A 21,798-nucleotide genomic window follows, 5' to 3' on the forward strand; every position below is an offset into this window, starting at 1 on the left:
AGCCGGACTGGGCATGTTTCCTAATGTAAAGTGGCGTTTACTCTAAAGTGTTCGGTGCATGTGGCGCAGCTGATCTGGGTGGAGGGTTGCCAATTGCTGCTGCGTCTGCTCGTCGTTTGGGGAGGGATGGGCTGACGAGGCCACCGTAGTTCTGTAGCGTTGACTAGCTAGTTGACCTAAGCGCTCGATGGCTTGGTAGATGCCGATGTAGCTCAACCGTTTGCCTGAGTGGGCTACGTGCAGCGAAATGACGAGCGGTGAGTCAGGCTGCAATGATTCAGGTAAATGCTGCCTGCGCCAATCAAGGTAGTGCTCCAAGGCTACGCGGCTGGCTTGATGCAACACCATCGACCGCAACGGCTGATTTTTTGCAAGCTGATTTTTTGCAAGCTGATTTTTCGGAGCGGGCAGCCACAGTTGCGCTCCATCCCAATTTGCCAAATTCAGGGCTACTATCTCACTGACTCGTAAACCCTGACATAGCAGATGGACCAGCAGCGTGTCTCGGTATTGGGTGATCCCCAAACTGGGTAGGGTGCCCCAGAGGCAAGCTAGGGCTGCGGTACTCAAGGGGGAGGGGGGAGTCGCCTCGGCCTTCAGCCATTTGATTTCGGTGGTGGGATTAGTGGCACAGTGGCGGGGATGGGTCGTGCCAAGCCAAGCAAAGAAGCGTTTCAGCGCCGTGATTGCCACGTTGATGCTGTTTCGGGCGAGCGGTTTGCCAGTGCGAGGGGCAGGAGTCGTTTCTAGCCAGGTGCAGTAGGCTGCCAGCAAAGCCGGCGTCATAGCCGCTAGAGGCCGATCAGACCATTGGAAAAATCGCTGCAATTCCCGTTTGTAGAGGCGGCGGGAGTTGGATTCTAGAGGGGTGGCCTGCAAAAATTCTTCGGCCATCAACCAGCGCTGATCCGGCTGATTGGCATCCAGGTCACGGGTGGCCGATTGCTCTGAAGTGGCTGACTCTGGTGTAGCTTTTGATAGCTCTAATGGCTCTAACGGCTTTGACGCGGATAGATCAATCAGCTCAACTGGCGGCACCGCCACTTTTGGATCGGGAAAATATTTCATAGCCCAGCTTTTGCCCTTTGGACTGGAGGCTGGAGCTATATTAGCGAGAATTGCGCGGAGAGCAGTAGAGGTTTTGTGCGGCTAGAGATGACCCACGGGCACATAACGGATGTAGGTCTGCTTGGCGAGTGGCAAATGCCCAATATCGTTGTAGGTAATCAGCATCAATCTTCCGCTAGTGTCGATCGAAAAAGTACTGATTCCGCAATTGGCACTTTCCATCGACGATGATGTTTCAGGCGAGATCTGCAAAGCACGACAAACAAAGTAGCGAATGATGTTGCCATGACAAACCACAATTTCGTGCTGGTTCGCTTCAGTCAAACAAGGCGAGAAGTACTGTTCAAACGCGATTGCAATGCGCTGTTTTGTTTGCTCGACTTGCTCTAGGGCTTCACCTCTACCGGTCAATGCATAAACGGCATCTGTAAAAACCTTCCAAGAAAATTCCCACAGCAACTCAGAAGCCTGGAGCGGCACTCCCGGAAACTCGGTCGCGATCACGCTAGCGGTTTCCGCTGCTCGTCTCATACTGCTGTAGTGAATGCAATCAATGGGAAACTGTCGCAATCGTTGGGCCACCAAATAAGCCTGTTCTCTGCCTAAGTCGGACAAGGAATTGCCCAATGGATCAGAGCCAGTACCGCTTGACTGGAAATGCCCATGCCGCACCAGATGAATAATTTTTTGACCCATACTCGTTACTTTGTTGGAAAGGCGTGTCTGCCGTGGCGATTGGGGTAGAGGCTATACAATTTCAATTGGCTGAAGCAATTGCCTGGAGAATTCGTACAGAAGGTCTATTCAGCAAGCTACAAGATCAAATTCAGTGATTCCCGATCAGCAGACAATCAAATTCTGCTCACGCAGACTCCTTCGACTAGCTTGCCGTTGACGTGCGGGTGGGACGTAACGAGGCCAAGCCACTCGAATTGGCATAAAATTCTGTACAAACTCTGGTCTTGATCCGACGTCCGGCTCCGCCTCAACGAGTCTCATCCTCTATCTTCAATAATTCCTGCGTCAGATCGAGAATTTTGTCGCAACGGTAGGTATTGACCCATTCCTCTAGGCTCGTGGCAATCATGCGATGGGTGTCGGGAATCTGCTCTAGCAACTGAAAAATTTGGCGTTCATCGGTGTAGAGAGCAGCCTGATGCAGTTGGGTGATCCAGGCTCGCGGCATCACCGTCAGCAGTTCGGGAGTAAGGATAACGGACCGATGGTCAGAATGAGCGGCGGATGATAGCGACAGGTCTTGCTGATGGTGCTCCGCCCCGCCCGGAGGGCAATAGAGATAGCGTGCTCCTAGATGCTCAGCGATTTTTTCTAGCAGTACCTGTTCTTGAAACGGTTTGCGCACAAAATCTTCACAGCCAGAGGCTAAAATAGCTGCCCGGTCCTCCTCAAAGGCACTGGCTGTTAGGGCAATGATAACTGTCGCTGGACCTGCCGCCGTTTTGATTGCGGTTTTAATCTGGCGAGTTGCCTCATAGCCATCCATTATCGGCATCCGCATATCCATCACAATCAAGTGAGGATGCCAGCTCTGCCACAGAGCCACCGCCTCTGCTCCGTTCTCAGCCTCCTGCACGTCAAACCCAATCGTCACCAACAGTTTCACCAGCAACCGCCGATTCGTCCACTGATCTTCGACTACCAGAATTCGATAACTTGGCTGGTCGGGAGCTAACCCCACCACTTGACGCGTTGGCAGAATCGTAGCGGCGGTTGTTTCCGCCAGATCCACCGGTACCGTAACGGTAAACAGCGCCCCCTGCTTCAGCCCATTCGCAACTGTAATTGTTCCTCCCATCATTTCGACAAAATGGCGGCTAATGGCCAATCCCAGCCCTGTGCCTTCCTGCAATTTCTGCCCAGCCCCCGTTTGCACAAACGCACTAAACAACTGAGCCATTTCCTCCGGCGCAATTCCAGGCCCCGTATCTTCCACCTCAAACGTCAGAAAACAAGATTCTGTCTCCCCTATCTTCCCTCGTTCGGCGAGGCTCACGAGCCGCATCTCCCATTCCCCCCATGCCCGCAGGGTCACTCCACCGACCTGAGTAAACTTAATCGCATTGCTCAAGAGATTAATCAGCACCTGACGCAGCTTGCCTTCATCTGCTTTGATGTAGCGAGGCAGGGTGGCAGCTCGTTCAAAGCTGAGGCGCAATCCCTTTGATTCGGTCTTGAGCCGGAACATATCTTCGAGCGAGGTGAGCAGATTCAGCAGATCAAAGGGGGCTTCTGAAAGCGTGACCCGGCCTGCTTCGATTTTGGAGAATTCCAGCACGTCATTGATCAGGTTGAGCAGGTGAGCACCGCTGAGGTTGATGATTTCCAGATTTTCTCGCTGGGTTGGGCTGAGGGAAGTATCCCGCACCATCAACTGGGCAAATCCCAAAATTGCGTTGAGGGGTGTGCGCAGTTCGTGGCTCATATTGGCGAGAAATTCGCTTTTGGCCCGGTTGGCCACTTCGGCATTGCGACGGGCGGCCTCTAGTTCCTGTGTTCGCATTTCGATCCGCGCTTCCAGCGTGCTGGAGTAATCCTCCAACTGTTCGTATAGCCGGGCGTTTTCCAATGAAATGGCGGCTTGAGCCATCAACAGATTCAGCACATTTAGACGGTCACGGGTGAAGGCTCCGCTGGTGAGGTTGTTTTCCAGGTAGAGAATACCGGTCAAGTTGCCCTGCCGCAGAATCGGCATACAAAGCATCGACTTGGGCTGTTGCTGCTGGATGTAGGGATCGGCGGTAGCTTCTCGCGATGCATCTTCAATCGTTAGCGTCAGGCGGGTCCGCGCCACATAGTGGACTAGCGACATCGGCACATCTTGACTCGACTCGGTGGGCAGCGAGCGATACAGGGAATCGATTTGCAATGTTTGGGGATGACTGCGGTTCTGAGTGACTTTGGCTCGGATCAACCAGCGGTCGCCATCGGGCAACAGCAAAACGCCCTTCTCGGCTCCGGCATTTTCAATTGCAACCTGCATCAAGGTGGTCAGCAATCGCTCTAGCCGAATTTCGCTGGAGAGGGCTTGGGAGGCTTGCAGAACGGTGGTTAGATCGAGCACTTCCGAAATGTCGAGCCGTGTTGCTGTGATAGTAGTGGTGGAACTCCAACTGCTGTTGCCTGCATCGAAGCCAGAAGCAGCCAGGTGAGCAGCCGGTGAGCTGGCTGGTTGATTCGCTGGCTGATGGCCGGATTGCCTCGCGGCTTGGTTGAAGAGGGCTGCCAACTGAGGATAACGCCGTTCCAAATCCCGAACTTTGGCTTGGGCACCCCAGCGCGCATAGTTATAGTAGGCATCGGCCAAATAGGTTTGGGCTAAGCGGGTTTTGCCTTGCTCCAAACAAAACCGAGCCGCCAGTTCGTTGGCAAGGGCTGCTTCGTTAACATAGCCATGCTCGACTGCCAGGGCAATGGCTCGATCATAGGCATCCAAGGCGGCCACAATTTGACCCAAAATTCGGTAGCGTTCTGCTTCCACCAGATAAAATTTATGCAGATGGTTCATTGGGGCATAACTGGCCCACTGCTTGAGTTTACGCTGATTTGCATTCACCTGATGCAAAATTTGCTTCTGTTCGATCTGGAATGCCTGCGGGAATGTTGCCAGACTAATCAAGGAATCGTAGAAGTGAAATAATACTACAATCAACAGTCCGGAGACACTATCCAAATGCTGCTTCGCCTGGGCTACGTTTTCTGCTGCCAACCCATAGGACTGAAATAAATAGCAGAGAATTGCCTTGTGAAAATAAACATTAAAGATAGCGTTGCGGTCATTGGCTTGCAGATGCAGGGGCAGAAAAATATCTTCGTTATAGGCTTCGCCAACTAAACGACAGGGGTCTGATGAGCGACCGAGCAGATTTAAGACTATCTGGCGGTACCGCTCGTTCATCGCAATGTATTTAGCCTGCTTCAGCTCGCGGATTATGGTTGTGTAGTTGCGCAACTCTTGCTCTAGCTGGCTCAGCTCGCGTCCTAAAAAATAGGAATGATAGGAATAGACCATCGCGGATCGGGTGGCAAATTCCAGATCGCCAGTTTCCAAACCGCTCTGATAGGCTTCTAGAAAGGGGGATAGCGTTTCTTTGACATGGCTCTGCCAGTGAGTGATGTAGTCATGGACAACCAGCAGTACTCGCGCCTTCAGCTTCTTGGCGTTTAGCTTGGTCATCAGGTTCAACGCCAACTGGCCAAATTGATAGCCCTTGGAAATATCACCAACTACACCACAAAGAATTTGACCATAGGTAGCGTAAGCATAGGCCGAGAGATCAATATTGCCATATTGCAGCGACAGATTAAGAATTTTCAGCGCTATCAAAACAAACAAATTGGGTGAGCAAACATAGGCTGCAGACATCACACTAGCCAGAATTCGCATAGCAGCCAGCTTCGTGGAATTCGTCATCTGCGGTAAATTCAGCAGCGTATCAATCGGTTTTCCGGCTAGGGCAAGCTGGGTTTTCCAGAGAGCAAGGGAGACATCGTAGAGCTTGGGATTTTGTGGCAAATTCACTCCCAGCGATCGGAGAACTTTGAGGGCTGTATTGACCGCATTAACCGGCCTATCTTGAGCAAAATAAGCCTGAATCTCTACTTCATAAACTTTGATCGCATCCAATAATGTAATAACCTGCTGTTGAACAGTACGAATCCAGCCCATCATCTGCTCAGTATTGCCGTTCAGATAGGCAGCCTCTGCTGCCTCTTCGTAGAGGGCAAGCGTCAGGGCATACTGCCGTTGCCATCGCTCTACTGACAACATGGCGATACCGAGCTTGAGATAATTGACTGCCGCACTATAGGCCGTTGCCAATTTGGCTTTGCGTCCCGCGATCAAGTTCAAGCGAGCGAGCTGTTCCCGTTCTGCTGGTTCTCGGATCAGCTCCGCGCCCATGTTCAGCTGATTCACAATCGCGAAAATTTTGCCATCTAGATCAACCTCAGTCGTATTCTGCAGCAGCAGCCTGCCAATCGCCAAATGAGTCGCCTGTTTCTCTTGCTCCTGAATCAACGAATACGCCGCCTGCTGCACCCGGTCATGCAGAAACCGATAGTAACAGGACGAGAAGTTTGGATTTTTCAGTTCTGAGTTTTCAGTTGCAACTGCTGGCTCCTGACTCCTGACTCCCGGCGGCTGACACTCTGGGAAGCCTGACTCCTGAAAAAACCGATACACCTCTGTCAGCGGTTGCAGCAGTCCAGCCTGGAGAGCCGGCCACAGGGCGGCAGCGGTTTCCGTTTGGGTCTGTTCGCAAACGACTGCCAGGGTTGATAGATCGAATTGGTTGCCAATGCAGGCGGCTAGTTTAAGAATAGCTTGGGTGGCGGCGGGCAGTTTTTGCAGTTGCACGGCCATAAACGCTACGACATCATTGCTGACAGCCAGCGCCCGGATTTGGGCCAGATTACACTGCCAGCCATTATGCTCAAAATCGAAGGAAATGCAACCTTCCTGATGCAGCGCCTTGAGGAACTGAGTGGTAAAAAAGGGATTGGCGTTGGTTTTTTGGAACACTAGCTCGGTCAAGGGCTGGGCCTGTGTCAGCGAGCAGCTCAGAGTATCGGCCACGAGTTGATTCAGAGCCGCCAGACTGAGGGGTGTCAGCGTGATTTGGTTCACTGTAGCTCCGGCCTGCCGAACCTCGGCTAAAGTCAGCATCAGGGGATGGGCAGGTGTAACTTCGTTATCGCGATATGCTCCGATCAGCAGCAGATGGGAGGTTTCCACCTCGCTGGTCAGGAGCTGGATTAGCTTCAGCGATGCTAGATCTGCCCATTGCAGGTCATCGAGAAAAATCACCAGCGGATGGGATTGGGTTGTAAATACCTGAATGAATTTTTGGAACAGCCGGTTAAAACGATTTTGGGCTGCACTGCCAGAGAGTTCGGGAGCTGCAGGTTGAGGGCCAATTACCAGCTCTAATTCTGGAATCACATCGATTAACACCTGGCCGTTTTCACCCAGCGCCGCCAGAATCTGTGTCTTCCAGGTTTGGATCTCAGCCGCCGACTCGGTGAGCAATTGCTGCATCAGATCGCGCAGGGCTTGCAGAAATGCCGAGAAAGGAATGTTGCGCTGAAGCTGATCAAATTTGCCGCGAATAAAGTAGCCCCGCTGGCGCACAATCGGCTTGTGAATTTCGTTGACGAGAGCCGTTTTGCCGATGCCGGAATAGCCTGCGACCAGCAGGAGTTCGCTCTTGGGAGATGCGGCTCGTGAACCTCGCCGAACGAGGGGAGGTGGCGGCTCGTGAGCCTCGCCGAACGAGGAAGATGCGGCTCGTGAACCTCGCCGAACGAGGGGAGGTAGCGGCTCGTGAGCCTCGTCGAACGAGGAAGATGGGGTGGCGATGCGGTTGAAGGCGGCTAGGAGAGTCGCGACTTCGGTTTCTCGACCGTAGAGTTTCTCGGGGATGGTGAAGCGGTCGCAGATGTCTCGTTCGCCTAAGAGGAAGGGGGAAATGGTGCCATGACGTAGCCATTCAGTTTGGCAGCGAGTCAGGTCGTAGCGTAGACCAAAGGCGCTTTGATAGCGTTGTTCTGCCGTTTTTGCCATCAGTTTAAGAATCAACTCACTAACGGCGGTGGGAATGGCAGGGTTGATTTGGTGAGGTGAAGTGGGCTGTTGGGCTAGATGGCAGTGGACAAGTTCGATTGGATCAGTGGTCTGAAAAGGAAGTTGGCCGGTTAGCAGCTCGTAAAAAGTGACACCCAGAGCATAGAAATCAGCCCGATAGTCGAGGCCGCGATTCATGCGTCCGGTTTGTTCGGGAGCCATGTAGGCCAAAGTGCCCTCCATCACGTTTGGACTCTGAATGGGTAGAGTTTCCTGCGGCAATTGGGTGGCAATACTAAAGTCGATTAGTTTGACCTGTTTGGTTTGGGGATGAATCAGAATATTCTGCGGCTTGATGTCTTTGTGAATCACTCGGTTCTGATAAAGCCCTTCTAGAATCTGGGCCAGCTGAATCGCAATAGGGAAGAATTGCTCTAGCGACAGCGGATGGCGTTCTGACGTAGCCACAGGTTGAGCCGAGGCACCTGGTTGGCCCGAAGCCCCAGCCGAGAGGGAAGCCGTTTTGTGGTACTCGGTGTATTCAGTCAACGGTACATAGCCTTCATCGGCCATGATCAGAGCATAGCGGTTACCGTAGGTTTCTAGAGCCAGAGGCTGAACAATACCGGACAAATCGAGATTTTTAGCGATTGTGTATTGGTTGCGAAATCGAACCAGTTCGGTGAACGACGGATATTCTGCTCGCAGCAGTTTGATAATCACCGGCTGTTGATCCGCTAACCGTTCACCGCGATAGACTAGCGTTTTCGCACCGCTATAGATGGACTCAAGTAGCTGATAGCCCTGCAAAGACGTCATGGTTCTTCCACCTGATAGAACCGTAGTATTACCCAGTTAATCACGCTTTGCTGAAATTGACTGTCTTTTTTGAGATTGTTTTTAGAAGTGATGCCATTTTGTAGTTTGTCTGGATCCGTTAGTTAAATTGCGTCCCTAGAAAGTTCCGTCTTTTTCCAACCTTTTCAGACAGACAAGGAAAAAGAGGGGATTTAGGATGAGGGTAACTGGGAATTGGAGAGAGACAGAATACTTCCCCTCGTTCGGCGAGGCTCACGAGCCGCATCTCCCATCCACCCCTTTATCCCAATGATTGATAAGAGTAGAATCAGGGCAACCTCGATTTTCCTTTACTGCGATGACTGATGATGAAGCCCTCATGATTGTTGAACAACTGCTCCAGCCACGGCGGCTGAACGATCTGCAGCAGCTTGTTTTCTGTCGATCCTGGCGTGGTCAAGGCTATGCCGAGATTGCGGAAGATGTGGGCTATGATGTCGGCTACATCAAGGATGTGGGGTCTCAGCTATGGCAGTTGCTGTCAGAGTTGCTGGGGGAAAAGGTCGGCAAGAAGAATTTGCAGGCGGCGTTGCGACGCTATCAGCAAGAAAAGCCGAAGCCGGATGGGGTGAGTCAGCCCGTTGGGGTAAATTTTGCGACGATTACACCCGATAAACTGGAATTTCCGAGTGGTTCGGTACCGCTACATTCACCGTTTTATGTTGAGCGTGCTCCCATCGAGGCGCAGTGCTGGGCTGAGGTCAGCAAACCCGGCAGTTTAATTCGGATTCGTGCACCCCAACGGACGGGCAAAACTTCGCTGATGCAGCGGATTGTTGCCTACGCGAAGCAGACTGGTTTTAATACCGTGACGCTGAACCTGCAGCAGGCAGATCGCCGTGTTTTTGAATCGCTTGATCGGTTTCTGCGCTGGTTTTGCGCTAACATCAGCCAGCAGTTACAGTTATTGCCTCAGTTGGATGAATATTGGGATGAAGATATTGGTAGCAAAATGAGCTGCACATTGTATATGCAGCGGTATATTCTCAAGTCCGTGGATACAGCTCTAGTGTTGGCGTTGGATGAAGTGAACCGCCTGTTTGAATATCCGGATTTGGCCAGCGATTTTTTGCCCCTACTGCGCACCTGGTATGAAGATGCCTCCGAATATGAAGTGTGGCAAAAACTGCGGCTGATTGTGGTGCATGCCACCGAGGTTTATATTCCGCTCAACTTGAACCAATCCCCCTTCAACGTCGGTCTGCCGATCAAGCTGCCTGAGTTTACTTTGGCGCAAGTGCAGGCGCTGGCCCTAAGCCACGGTTTGGAGTGGGCTGCGAGCGAGGCAGGTGTGCAAAAGCTACAGGCCCTAGTCAATCTGATTGGTGGTCATCCCTATCTGGTGCGGCTGGCGCTCTACCATTTGGGGCGGCAAGAGGTGACGCTTGACCAGCTTTTACAAGAAGCTGCCACAACATCCGGCATCTACGCTGACCATTTGCGCCAGCAGTTGAGTCATCTACAGGACCACCCTGAATTGGCCATTGCCCTCCGCCAAGTCTTCACCGAAACGACCGCCCATTTGGAACCGATTACTACTTACAAATTAGAGAGTTTAGGACTGATTACCTTACACGGAGAACAAATAAAACCAAGCTGTAAGTTATATCGTAAATACTTTCAAGAAGTTTTGGGTTTTGAATTTTAAGGTTGGAATTCTGTTCGTTAAGTCAGCGCTAAATTTAAATGGCCAGTTGCGAATCATGAAAAGGGACAGCTTCTCGAACTCAAAACTACGTGCTACGCCTAACGGCAGGCTAGTGTCAATGCGCGAGCTTCGCCAACAACACTCAACACTCAAAACTATTCAAGAGGATTAATTATGCCTGCGTCAGGAATTCAGTATGAATATCAAGTTGGGGGTAGCCTCAAAACTGATGCGCCGAGCTATGTAGAGCGGCAGGCAGACATTGACCTCTTCCACGCCTTGATGCGGGGAGAGCTGTGTTATGTGTTCAACTCGCGCCAGATGGGGAAATCCAGCTTGCGGCTACGCACCAAACACCGCCTCGAGCAGATGGGCATGAGCTGTGCGTCCCTTGACATGACTCGGATTGGCAGCAAAACTATCACACCAGAGCAGTGGTACAAAGGCATTGCTATCGATTTGCTGCGCGGCTTTAATCTGCTAGAGCAGGTGAATCTGAAAGCCTGGTGGACTGAGCAACAGGATCTGTCCTTGATTCAGCGGCTCAGTCTGTTTATCGAGGAGATTATCCTACCGCTGGTGCCGCATCCGCAGATCTTTATCTTTGTAGATGAAATTGATAGCGTCCTTAGCCTCAATTTTTCTGTAGATGATTTCTTTGCCCTGATTCGCTACTGCTACAACCAGCGGGCTGAAAATCCTGTCTATAATCGGCTCAACTGGACCTTATTTGGTGTGGCCACCCCAGCAGATTTGATCCGAGATCCGCTACTGACGCCATTTAACATTGGTCGAGCCATTGACCTGCGCGGGTTTAAGCTATCGGAAGTGCAGCCATTGATCGACGGGCTAGATGGCAAGGTCAGCAATCCCCAGGCTGTCCTGAAGGAAATTTTGGCTTGGACTGGCGGTCAACCCTTTCTGACGCAGAAGCTGTGCCGCATTGTGGCCAACAGCCGAGACAGCGAAACAGCACGCCTCCGCTCTGAGTCAGGAGCAACCAGCTATCGGCTAGACGAGCACCTGCCGATCGCCAACCCCCATTTGATCGAGTTCTACTACAAGCTGCCGGTGCTGATGATCGAAAAATTGGTCCGCACCCACCTGATCGACAACTGGGAAGCCCAAGACCAACCCGAACACCTGAAGACAATTCGGAACCGCCTTTTACAGGACGGACCCCGTTTCCGCTCTCGCCTGATACTTTATCTGAAAATTCTACGGGGAGAAGCCGTGCTGCTGGACGATTCTCCCGAACAGCTCGATTTGCTGCTGAGTGGAGTTGTCGTGCGCCATCAGGGCCGCCTGCAGGTATTTAACCGTATCTATGCCGCCGTATTTGACCAAGCTTGGGTCGAAAAGCAGCTTGCTGCCCATTTACATCCCAGTCAGCCAAAAGCGCTGGAGCTGGAAACACTCCGAGCCGAGATTTCGCAGCAGGTCAAAACCGAATTCTTGAGCTGGATCCGCCACAAACTGGAAGTACCGCTCAACACCATGCTTGGCTTCACCCAGCTAATGGCCTGTGACCCATCCCTGACGCCAATCCAACGGGACAATCTGATGATGATCAGCCACAGCACTGAATGCCTGCGGGCCGTGCTATCGGAAGCTCTGGCCTCTCAAACTGCATCGGTGGCAACCTCTGATCTGCCCAACCCTATGCTCCAAGCTCCACAGCAAGCAGTCAGTTGGTTGCCGCAACAGCCCTATCGTGTTTTAGTCGTTGAAGATCGATGGAGTAATTGGGATCTGCTGTTGACCCTACTGGCTTCGGTTGGCTTTGAGGTGCGAGAAGCACAACCGGGTTTGATTGTGGCAAGGGCACAGTATTCAGATACACCCCCGATTCGAGATGACGCTGCCTCCTCCCAGTCTGTCCATCCAGCCCTACAAGCTGAAATGCTGGCGATGATGCCGTGTGAGTGGATTGCCCAGCTCCACCAAGCAGCCCTCTGCACCGACGAGCAACAAATCTTTGAGCTATTGCAACAGCTCCCACCCACCCAATCTGAACTCGCAGTGGCCCTGGCCGAACTAGTGCACAATTTCCGCTGCGATCAAATCATGGATTTAACTCAGCCATTGTTACGCAGCTAGTTACCAAGTTAATGTAGGGTTAGTAACAGAGTCAGTGACAGAACTAATCGACACAGAACCAATCGGCCAGAATTTGCGATAATCTCAGGTGATTACTGAGTTATTTAATTCACCTGTTAAAAAATCATGAATCAGCCACCGGAACCGCTCAGGGGCAACATCCTAGTCGTTGATGATACACCCAACAATTTGCGCCTGCTCTCGGCAATGCTGACGGAACAGGGCTACGAAGTGCGGCGGGTAATCAGTGGCCAAATGGCTCTCAAAACCGCAGCCGCCAATCCACCAGACCTGATTCTGCTGGATATTAAAATGCCAGATATGAACGGTTACGAAGTGTGCCAGCACCTCAAGGCCAGTGAACGCACACGAGAAATTCCAGTTATTTTTATCAGCGCCCTTGATGAGGTGCTCGATAAGGTGAAAGCTTTCGCAGTTGGCGGCATTGATTATATTACAAAACCCTTTAGCGAAGAAGAAGTATTTGTACGAGTTGAAAATAGCTTAACAATTCGCAAGCTACAAAAACAGCTGCAAGAACAAAACGAACGATTGAAGCAAGAGATCGCAGAACGGCAGCAGATCGAAGTAAAACTCCAATACAGCGAAGCGAAATACCGTAATCTATTTAATAATACGCTGGTGGGGATTTTTCGGACTCGCTTTGCAGATGGTTTGTTTCTTGATCTGAATCAGCGCCTTGTGGAAATGTTGGGATACCAGTCCGTGAACGATCTGGTGGGACAAAAGTCATCGATCGACCACTATGTCAACATAGATTATCGCCATCAACTCCTCACCCAACTGCAAGTCAGCGGTGAAGTTCACAATTTTGAAGCTGATTTTTATCGGCAGGATGGCTCTGTGTTTCGCGGGCTGCTTTCGGCTCGCCTCAATCCAGAAGACGAGAGTGTGGAAGGCGTAGTTGTCGAAATTGAGCGATCTGAGGTTTTCAAAAGCTAACTCTAGCGCTGCACGTTGTCTGCCGATTGATTAAACAGCAGTTGACGCGCTGCTTCGGTATTGAGCACCTGATCCCGAAAGGCTGCTGCTTTCTCGTAGGCTCGGATCGTAGCAGGACGGGCTTTGATCGCCTCAAACCAGCGCTGCAACTGCGGAAAATCCTCCAGCTTTTGGCTTTGCTGTTCGTAGGGAACAATCCAGGGATAAATGGCAATATCGGCAATTGAGTACTCACCGGCTACAAATTCACGGTCACGCAAGCGTTTATCTAACACGGCATAGAGCCGTCCAGTTTCGTTGACATAGCGGTTGATAGCGTAGGGTATTTTCTCAGGCGCATAGTGGCTAAAGTGATGATTTTGCCCAGCCATTGGTCCTAATCCGCCCATCTGCCAGAACAGCCATTGCAGCACCTCGGTTCGTCCGCGCCCCTCCTTGGGAATTAATTGACCAACCTTATCAGCCAAGTAGAGTAGAATTGCCCCCGACTCAAACACAGAGATCGGTTCGCCACCGTCGGCAGGGGCACGATCGACAATCGCTGGGATCCGATTGTTGGGGGCAATTTTGAGAAACTCTGGTTGAAATTGGTCGCCTTTGCCGATGTTGATCGGCACAATCGTGTAGGGCAGCCCTACTTCTTCGAGAAACAAGGTGATTTTGTGGCCGTTGGGTGTTGTCCAGTAATAGAGATCAATCATCAAAGTGCCTAATAATAGAGAACCTGAACGTTAAACTGAACCTGGCTTATAAGCGATTGGTCGGACAAGTGCTTATTCTGATTCCTGATTCCTGACTCCTGACTCCTATTCCAGAATTACACTCATTATAAGCAGCATTCTAATCGATCTAAAACCGCCAAAATCGTGGTTTGGCAATTGGCCAAATTAGCTCACAAATCACACCATGAGGTGAGTTTGACCGTCGTTGAAACCGTCCACCCAATTGTCGCGCCAAGGACTCTGCCTGTTCTGTGCCCCGGCCCCTAGCCGTTAGGGCTGGATTTTCTAACATAGAGGTGGAATCGATTGCTGTGCCATTATCAATCACCCGAATCATGTTTTTGCCGTTCTCTTGTTTGCAGATTACCTCTAGTCTGGTGACTCCTTGCGCATGTTTACCGACATTACAGAGGGCTTCCTGCAAAAATCGACACAGTCCTTTCTTTTGATCAATCGTTAGATGTGGGTCATCCATCTGATCAAATGTGGGTAGCTTCAGGCGCAGCGTTTTAAAGTTGGGTAAATCACGCCTCACCGTATCGCTATAGACCGCATAGAGGATTTCGCGCAGCGGACTGTCGAGGTCCAGGGTTGTCTCCTGACTGATCCGAAACCGATTCTCCTGGCTAAATGCCTCTTGTTGAACTGATTCGCAAACTGTACGCAGTTCTTGATTCAGTTTTTGCAGCTCTCCGTAGAGGAATTGCTGGGATGGCTCCTGATCTTGCACAGTGCGCAACAAAATTGCCAGGGTTTGCAGCGGGCCGTTATGAATTGCCGTGAAGGTTTGGTCAATCACAAGCTGACGTTCTTGAATTCTGGCTTTTAGGTTCTGTTCGTGACGGTAAAATAGGGCTGCCGTGAGTCCCGCCCCATTTGCCAGCAGCACCAGCAGCGCCGGAGCCACTGGAACCCACCAGCCCAGCAGCAGCAAACCATAGCAAAGCCCAATCAAGACTACACCGGTGACGCCTAAGCCTAGCAGAATCAGAAAAGGTGCGCGAAGCCACCGCCCCAAACTGATGCCCAATATCCCCCAGAGCACAATCCAGGCATACTCCCAACCTTCCGGCCATACTTGCAGCAAGGGGCGTCCATCCAGAACCCCACTCAGGATCTGACTCAGCGCATGGGCTTGAATTTCTACCCCATGAACCAAATTCGGGTTACGGCCTATCAAGGCCCGCGAGTTGACAATATCCTTTTCGCTGAGCGACATGACGCCAATTAGCACCACCCGATCACGAATCCAGCTTGCGTCTACAGTGCCTGCCAGAATTTGTGCCATCGATACGGTGCGAAACGGTTGGTAGCCGCTGCGAAAGTTGATCAACACCTGATTGCCATTAGCATCAGCACCAACATAGCCTCCAGTATTAGCGGTGAAGCGGGTTAGTTCTATTTCACCAAACCGCATGGCCCTAGGATCGCGTTTGCCATTGCTAAGGGGAATGCCTCGTTGTGACAGGTACTTTTCCGCTAAGCGAAACGTGAGCGAAAACTTGTATTCTCCTTGTAAGTTGGGTGTACCAAGTAAATTGCGCCGCACATAACCATCAAAATCTAGCACTGTATCCACAAATCCGATTTGCTCGGCTGGCAGATAGGCCGGTGGATTGATCGTCAAACCGCTGGTATCCGGTAAAACTTTTTCAATCGCAATCAGGTTGGAAGATCGCAATACCTGCACAAATTCAGCATGACCCGGTTCCACCGGCAGATCACGAAAAATATCTAATCCAATTGCTGCCGGTTGATATTGTTGCACTTGGCGGATGAGGGCAGCTAGCTGAGCATCGGGAATCGGGTAAGTCTGGGCTTGACGAATATCGGCTTCATTTATTCCGACAATTAAAATTCGTTCGTCAGTAGGTTCAGCCGGACGGAAACGCAGCATGTAGTCGAGGGCTATCAGCTCTAGATATTGCAACGTTCCAGCTAGCCGTCCTACCGTAATCAGGACAATAATTGCCAAGCCGGGTAACGCTCCCACCCGCCAGACGTTCCACTCTTGACGCAGCGTTTTTCTCAAATTTCTTGTTCTCAAATTTCTAAGAAGCCGGTTCATTAGCCTTCATCAATCGATTAACCCTTCTTCTCGCGCTCGTTTTTCTGTCTGAATGCGAATATTCTTACCTGTTTCTGGATAAACTCCCAATGCATCCTGGACCTGAGTCCAGTAGTGGCGCACTGTCCGCTCCGAAACGTTCATCTTTTCAGCAATCGCTTTGTCCTGCAAGCCCTGTTCACAGGCTAACTTCAGGACTTCTAGCCACTCCGGTTTCAGCTCTAGGCCAGTCCGCATTTCTTTAGGGGTACAAACTAAGCCTTGCAAAGCCCAATCTACTTTCGTCAGCATGTCCTTCAGCGGCAGGCTTTTATCAGCAATGGTGAACCCCGCTTCATGGGCATTGATCATCGGCTTCAGGCGGACTAAGGCTTTAGCGTAGGCGCTTTGAACCACAATATTCAGGGTAGGATAGCTTTCTAGTAAGCTGCGCAAAAGCTGAATGCCAACCTCCGGACGACCACCCTCCAGATCAACAGCTGTTTTCGGCATTGATAGATCCATCAACACCAGATCGGGATGCAGCATGGCTACAAGCTGCCCAGCATCATAAGCATTTTGAGCGGTTGAGATCTCTGCGGCTGGATAGGCTTGCTGCAGCGCGTTGACGGTCGCGTTCAGGACAAGTTCATGATCATCAATCACTAAGAACTTCTGAGTTGTTTGTCCAACTGTTTGCTTTATCATAACCCTCCACTCTATACCTCACAATCAACTTAACGCTGCAATTGTTACTCCTGAGTAGAAACCTTAGGGCAACTGCCAGCCAAAATGCCAGATTATCACCTCTCGCTGTAACCAATGGTCAGATTGCCCCGACAATAGCATCTGAAATACCCGTTCCAAATAGGTCAATTCTACTAAGTGGCACACCTTAGATGAGGTCGCTAAATTAGGATAATTCACCTGAATCATCAGCTCAGCGGCAGTCTGATGGCAAGCCAGCTTGACTTGAAATGACACGGCATGGGGGGGTAAAACCAGTTGCAGCAGTTCATCCAGAATGGTGATAACGAGCCGATTGTGTTCTGGCTGCTGCTGCCAGTGACTGGGTAAATCTATCGTCATCCTGACCTCGGGGTAGCGGTTTTCCCACTGTTTGAGCAAATACTGAAGCGCCAACGGCAAACTCTCTTCAATGTAGGGAGATGAGATCTGGTGACCCAGCTGTTCTAGCGATCGTTGCAGTTTCTCAACCTGATCCAACCAGCCAGGGGAGGCTTTAGAGAACTGATCTGGTGCTGCTAACTCCAAACTTCGTCGCATGGTAAACAACTCTTGCAATAGATCATCTCGGATCTGTTCAGCTTGGCGCTTGAGGCGCAACGCTCGTCTATCTTCCCACCATTGCCAAGCTGGCTGTGCATCCAGACGGGACACAAAGCGGTAGATTGGGGCAATGAGGTGAGAGAACGCCAACGTTAGAACCTGCTTACTGAACTAGATGCTGACTCAACCCTACCGGATTGAGCACTTTACGGTTTGTCACCTCGGCAACTTACCGTTGTAATCTAACCATACAGGCAATCGTTGGCTTCTGAATGCCCTTTAGCGGCTAAGGCACTGACACAAAAGCACAATCTTACTTACCGAATTCTGCCAACCCGATTGCAGAAAAGTGCAATCATTGGCCGTACCACTGTTGTTTCCACTGCTGCATCTGATCAATTTCTGACTGCTGACTGCTGATAATGTCCTGTGCTAGTTTTTGGATCTCTGGCCGTTCGCTTTTCTCTACAGCCTGATTTGCCATGTCAATTGCCCCTTGATGGTGGGGAATCATTGCGTCAATAAATCGCAGGTCAAACTGCTCGTCCGCGGTTCCCAGATCGCCTGCCATCATCATGCTGGTGCGCATCTCATCGCTCATCGGCATCATATGACCCATGCCCGGATCATACATCATTGGTGTGTCATCCATTGTGGGATACCAGGCTTTACGCCATTGCCGCATTTGGTTGATTTCCTGATCTTGAGCAGCAATGATTGTCTTAGCAAGCTGCTGAATCTCCGGGCGTTTTGACTTTTGTAGTGCCTCCTGCGCCATGTTCACCGCTCCTTCGTGGTGGGGGATCATCGCATCAATAAATCGCAGATCAAAGGTCTCATCCTTCGGCCCCAGATCCATACTCATATTCATACTGCCATGATCCATTCCGGGCATTGAATGTTGAGCTGTTTGAGAAGAATTAGACTCTCTGGCTGCTGTTTCATTTGCTGTTTCATTTGCTGTTTCAGCGGCATTACAAGCCACAAATCCAAATGACAAAAGCATTGCAGCACTAGCAGCGATCCACATGGGTGTTTGTTTCAAGCGCATCATCATCTTTACTGTTTCTAGCTAAATGTTCTGTTGCTTGCAGTATCGTCCAAAAAGATGAAACCAGGATGAAATAATGGTAAGTTACAGCGTTTTTCACTCATGTGAGATATGGGGGGTGTAGGGATCCGCCCCCGCACAGGGGCAGTGCCCCTACACCTCGTTTTTCGGACTTCACTAACCTGAAAAAGGCTGTATTCAATCTGATGTAACTGTGATGATCACTGGTCTCAGTTATTGGTCAATGTTTTCACTAATGACTAATGACAATCCTCAGCCAATCGACTCAGGCTGAAGCCTTACTTGCGGTACTCGCAGGATTCACTGATGGTTGTAATAGGGCTGTGGGTAATACTTTGAGCGTACCGCGAAACATGTTCATACCACAGGTGAAGGTATAGGTACCAGGCTGGGCAGGAGTAAATTCAATTGCTGTGACCTGATGCAGCGGCAGAGCTTGAGCAATTTGAAAGTCAGGCAAACGGATTTCCTCAAGGCAACTACTCGGATCTTGACGATTGAACTTCAGCCGCACGGGCTGTCCGACTTGGACCACAACTTCGCTCGGTTCATAGCCGCCATCTACTGTAATCGTGACTTCTTGAATGCCGGCAGTGGTAGTGGCCCGTTGTGATGTTGGTTGACTGAACAGAAACCACCAGAGTTCTAACCCAATCAGTCCCAGTCCTCCCAGCGTTATTGCTACTCTATTCGCCAAGGGTTGCTGTATGCGTTGAAATTGACCTGTACTGTGGCCGTTCCTTTGATTTTCGATGTGGGTTGAATGATCGGGTGCGGCAATGGTGCGGGATGTATCTCCCGATATAACACCTGGTATATCTCCCAACAAAATTCCCAATCCAGCCAAGCTAGCGATGAAAAACGCTCGCTTCATGGTTGCCTCCTAACTCAACGTTGGTTTGAAGTGGCGCAGGCGCAGGGCATTGGTGACCACCGAAACGGAGCTAAACGCCATCGCCGCTCCTGCAATCATCGGACTCAGCAGCCACCCCAACACCGGATAGAGCACACCCGCCGCAATTGGAATCCCTGCCACGTTGTAAATAAAGGCGAAGAAAAGATTTTGCCGAATGTTACGCATCGTGGCTCGCGAGAGCTGAATTGCCGTCACGATACCGCGCAAATCGCCAGAGATTAGGGTAATATCGCTAGCGGCAATCGCTACATCGGTTCCGGTACCAATCGCCATGCCGACATCAGCCTGAGCCAGTGCAGGTGCATCGTTGATGCCATCCCCCACCATGGCAACTCGCTTACCTTCAGCTTGCAGCTGGGCGATCTGGGCCGCTTTTTGATCGGGACGGACTTCTGCTAGCACGCGCTGAATCCCAACTTCTTTGGCAATGGTGGCAGCAGTGCGCTGATTATCACCCGTCAGCATCACGACTTCTAAGCCCATCCGCCGTAGCACACGAATTGCTTCAACTGAAGCCGGTTTTACTGCATCAGAGATGCCCATGATCGCTTCAACTTGCCCATCTACCGCAATCCAGATCACCGTCTTACCCAAGTATTCCAAGCGCTCCCAGGGGGGTTGAAGAGCGGTTGTCTGGATGCCCAACTCAGTCATCCAACGTTGAGTGCCGATCTGAACCAATCGATCCGCCGTATAGCCCTGCACGCCACTGCCCGCGATGGCTTGAAAATCAGTCGCTTCGATCAGTTCTGCACCTTGGGTTTGGGCATACTGTACTACGGCTTCAGCAAGAGGATGTTCAGAGTAGCGTTCCACCGCTGCCACCAGACGCAACAGATTGATCTCATTGTGATTCGCCGTTCCTTTGACTGTGACAAAATCTGTAACTGTGGGTTTACCCTGAGTAATGGTTCCTGTTTTGTCCAGTACAATCGTATGCAGCTTGTGAGCCTGTTCTAAGCTCTCGGCATTTTTAATCAAAATTCCATTCACTGCGCCTTTTCCTGTACCCACCATAATTGAGGTAGGAGTGGCTAAACCCAGAGCACAAGGACAGGCAATAATCAAAACTCCAACCGTCGTGATTAGTGCCATCGTCACGTTGCCCATCAGGTTGTACCACAGCACAAACGTAGCAATTGCAATTGCAATCACTACCGGCACAAACCAGCCCGTGACCTGATCTGCCAAGCGCTGAATCGGCGCTTTCGAACCCTGAGCTTGCTGCACCAGTTGGACCATCTGAGCCAAAAACGTATCTTTCCCGACGCGAGTTGCTCTGAATTGGAAACTGCCGGTTTTATTCAGGGTTGCTCCAATCACTTCATCGCCAATTGCTTTCTGGACTGGCACACTCTCTCCAGTCACCATCGACTCATCAATTGTGGAGGAACCAGCGATGATCTCGCCATCCACCGGAAGCTTTTCACCCGGACGTACCAGTACTACATCTCCCAGCATCACATCCGCCAACGGCACATCCACTTCCTGACCGTTCCGGATTACCCGTGCAGTTTTAGCTTGTAGCCCAATCAGTCGCCGAATTGCCTCAGACGTTTGCCCCTTGGCCCGATTTTCCAGCAGGCGACCCAGCAGAATCAGGGCAATGATTACAGCAGCAGCTTCGTAGTAAACATCAGGACTTAAACCTTGCTGTGTGAACCAATCTGGAAGCAGAGTGGGAAACAGTGAATAAACATAGGCTGTACCAGTACCCAGCGCTACCAAGGTATCCATTGTAGCGGTCCGCCGTTTGAAGGCTTTCCAGGCGTTGATAAAAAAGCGGTTACCGCACCAGAACAACACTGGAGTCGTCAACAACCATTGCAGCCAGGGGTGATGCAGCCACATTGGAATGAATGGTAGCGGCAATCCAAGCATCATCGGCAGTGAACCAATCACGAGAATGATGCTGATGATACCACTAACCCAAACCTTGAGTGTCAATTCACGCTGTTCGGTTTGCCGCTGGCGGCGTTCTGCATCATCTTCAGGATTAAACAGGTCTTGGGACTGGATGGGATGAGCAGTATATCCCGCTTGGTGGATGGCAGTTTGAATAGTGCTGATGTCGGTTTGCTGTGAATTGTAGGTAACAGTTGCTTGTTCGGCTCCAAAGTTAACACTGCATTCTTGCACGCCGGGAACCGACTGGATCGCTCGTTCAATATTGCTGGCACAAGCCGCACAGCTCATGCCTCGTAGTTTTAGAGTAGCTGTGTCCATTGGTTTATCCAACTCAACATGTCAATTGGATTTGATTTGTTCAGGTCAGGCTACGGTATAGCCTGCATCTGTAATAGCGTTCTTGACTGCCGTAGCCTCAACGCCTGTTTCAATTTTCACTTGCTTGGTTTGAGGGTCGGCGGCAATTTTAGCGGCTGGATCAAGTGCCATCACAGCTTTGGTAATGGTTTCAGCACAGGCGGAACAGGCCATATTGGGAACGGTAAATTCAAGCGTCATCGTTCAATTCCAGTCCAAATCGACTGTCCTCAGTTCAACTGATTTCATCTTAGGCTCTCCAGCTT

At 50.9% G+C, this 21,798-nt stretch carries 14 protein-coding genes; 3 read left to right on the top strand and 11 right to left on the bottom strand.

Going from position 1 to position 21,798, the window contains the following annotated elements:
* Positions 1–42: 42 nt before the first annotated feature.
* The 3 genes from HJG54_RS30005 to HJG54_RS30015 form a co-directional block, all read right to left on the bottom strand.
* Entirely contained in the window at positions 43–1,068 is a 1,026-nt protein-coding gene (locus tag HJG54_RS30005; RefSeq protein ID WP_316436774.1) for a tyrosine-type recombinase/integrase, read from the bottom strand.
* Between the two features lie 81 nt (positions 1,069–1,149).
* Positions 1,150–1,764: a histidine phosphatase family protein gene (locus HJG54_RS30010; protein WP_316436776.1), complete on the bottom strand. Its 615-nt coding sequence runs from the start codon at positions 1,762–1,764 to the stop codon at positions 1,150–1,152.
* Positions 1,765–2,053: 289 nt separating this feature from the next.
* On the bottom strand, positions 2,054–8,470 hold the full coding sequence (locus HJG54_RS30015; RefSeq protein WP_316436777.1) for an AAA family ATPase: 6,417 nt from the start codon (positions 8,468–8,470) through the stop codon (positions 2,054–2,056).
* 337 nt (positions 8,471–8,807) lie between these two features.
* On the opposite strand from HJG54_RS30015, the gene HJG54_RS30020 reads away from it, so the two are divergent.
* From HJG54_RS30020 to HJG54_RS30030, 3 genes are all read left to right on the top strand, one after another.
* Positions 8,808–10,157 (top strand): AAA-like domain-containing protein, encoded by a 1,350-nt coding sequence (locus HJG54_RS30020; RefSeq protein ID WP_316436778.1) that lies wholly within the window; start codon positions 8,808–8,810, stop codon positions 10,155–10,157.
* 174 nt (positions 10,158–10,331) lie between these two features.
* Complete coding sequence (locus tag HJG54_RS30025) at positions 10,332–12,257, top strand: AAA-like domain-containing protein (protein ID WP_316436780.1); 1,926 nt, start codon at positions 10,332–10,334, stop codon at positions 12,255–12,257.
* A gap of 126 nt (positions 12,258–12,383) precedes the next feature.
* Complete coding sequence (locus HJG54_RS30030; RefSeq protein WP_316436781.1) at positions 12,384–13,220, top strand: response regulator; 837 nt, start codon at positions 12,384–12,386, stop codon at positions 13,218–13,220.
* A 2-nt stretch (positions 13,221–13,222) separates the two neighbouring features.
* On the opposite strand, the gene HJG54_RS30035 is transcribed toward HJG54_RS30030, so the two are convergent.
* From HJG54_RS30035 to HJG54_RS30070, 8 genes are all read right to left on the bottom strand, one after another.
* On the bottom strand, positions 13,223–13,921 hold the full coding sequence (locus HJG54_RS30035) for a glutathione binding-like protein (RefSeq protein WP_316436782.1): 699 nt from the start codon (positions 13,919–13,921) through the stop codon (positions 13,223–13,225).
* Between the two features lie 148 nt (positions 13,922–14,069).
* Positions 14,070–15,974, bottom strand: coding sequence for a CHASE2 domain-containing protein (locus tag HJG54_RS30040; RefSeq protein WP_316436783.1), 1,905 nt, complete (start codon positions 15,972–15,974; stop codon positions 14,070–14,072).
* Positions 15,975–16,019: 45 nt separating this feature from the next.
* Positions 16,020–16,697: a response regulator transcription factor gene (locus HJG54_RS30045; protein WP_316436784.1), complete on the bottom strand. Its 678-nt coding sequence runs from the start codon at positions 16,695–16,697 to the stop codon at positions 16,020–16,022.
* 63 nt (positions 16,698–16,760) lie between these two features.
* Positions 16,761–17,429 (bottom strand): hypothetical protein, encoded by a 669-nt coding sequence (locus HJG54_RS30050; RefSeq protein ID WP_316436785.1) that lies wholly within the window; start codon positions 17,427–17,429, stop codon positions 16,761–16,763.
* A 205-nt stretch (positions 17,430–17,634) separates the two neighbouring features.
* On the bottom strand, positions 17,635–18,309 hold the full coding sequence (locus HJG54_RS30055) for a DUF305 domain-containing protein (RefSeq protein WP_316436786.1): 675 nt from the start codon (positions 18,307–18,309) through the stop codon (positions 17,635–17,637).
* Positions 18,310–18,616: 307 nt separating this feature from the next.
* Positions 18,617–19,225 carry a cupredoxin domain-containing protein gene (locus tag HJG54_RS30060; RefSeq protein WP_316436787.1) on the bottom strand — a complete coding sequence of 203 codons (609 nt, stop codon included), beginning with the start codon at positions 19,223–19,225 and terminating at the stop codon, positions 18,617–18,619.
* Between the two features lie 9 nt (positions 19,226–19,234).
* A complete protein-coding gene (locus HJG54_RS30065; protein WP_316436788.1) occupies positions 19,235–21,493 on the bottom strand; it encodes a heavy metal translocating P-type ATPase in 2,259 nt (752 codons plus the stop codon).
* Positions 21,494–21,538: 45 nt separating this feature from the next.
* Entirely contained in the window at positions 21,539–21,733 is a 195-nt protein-coding gene (locus HJG54_RS30070) for a heavy-metal-associated domain-containing protein (RefSeq protein ID WP_316436789.1), read from the bottom strand.
* Positions 21,734–21,798 lie beyond the last annotated feature (65 nt).

This window comes from Leptolyngbya sp. NK1-12 (assembly GCF_032598965.1).
Lineage (GTDB): Bacteria > Cyanobacteriota > Cyanobacteriia > Elainellales > Elainellaceae > Elainella.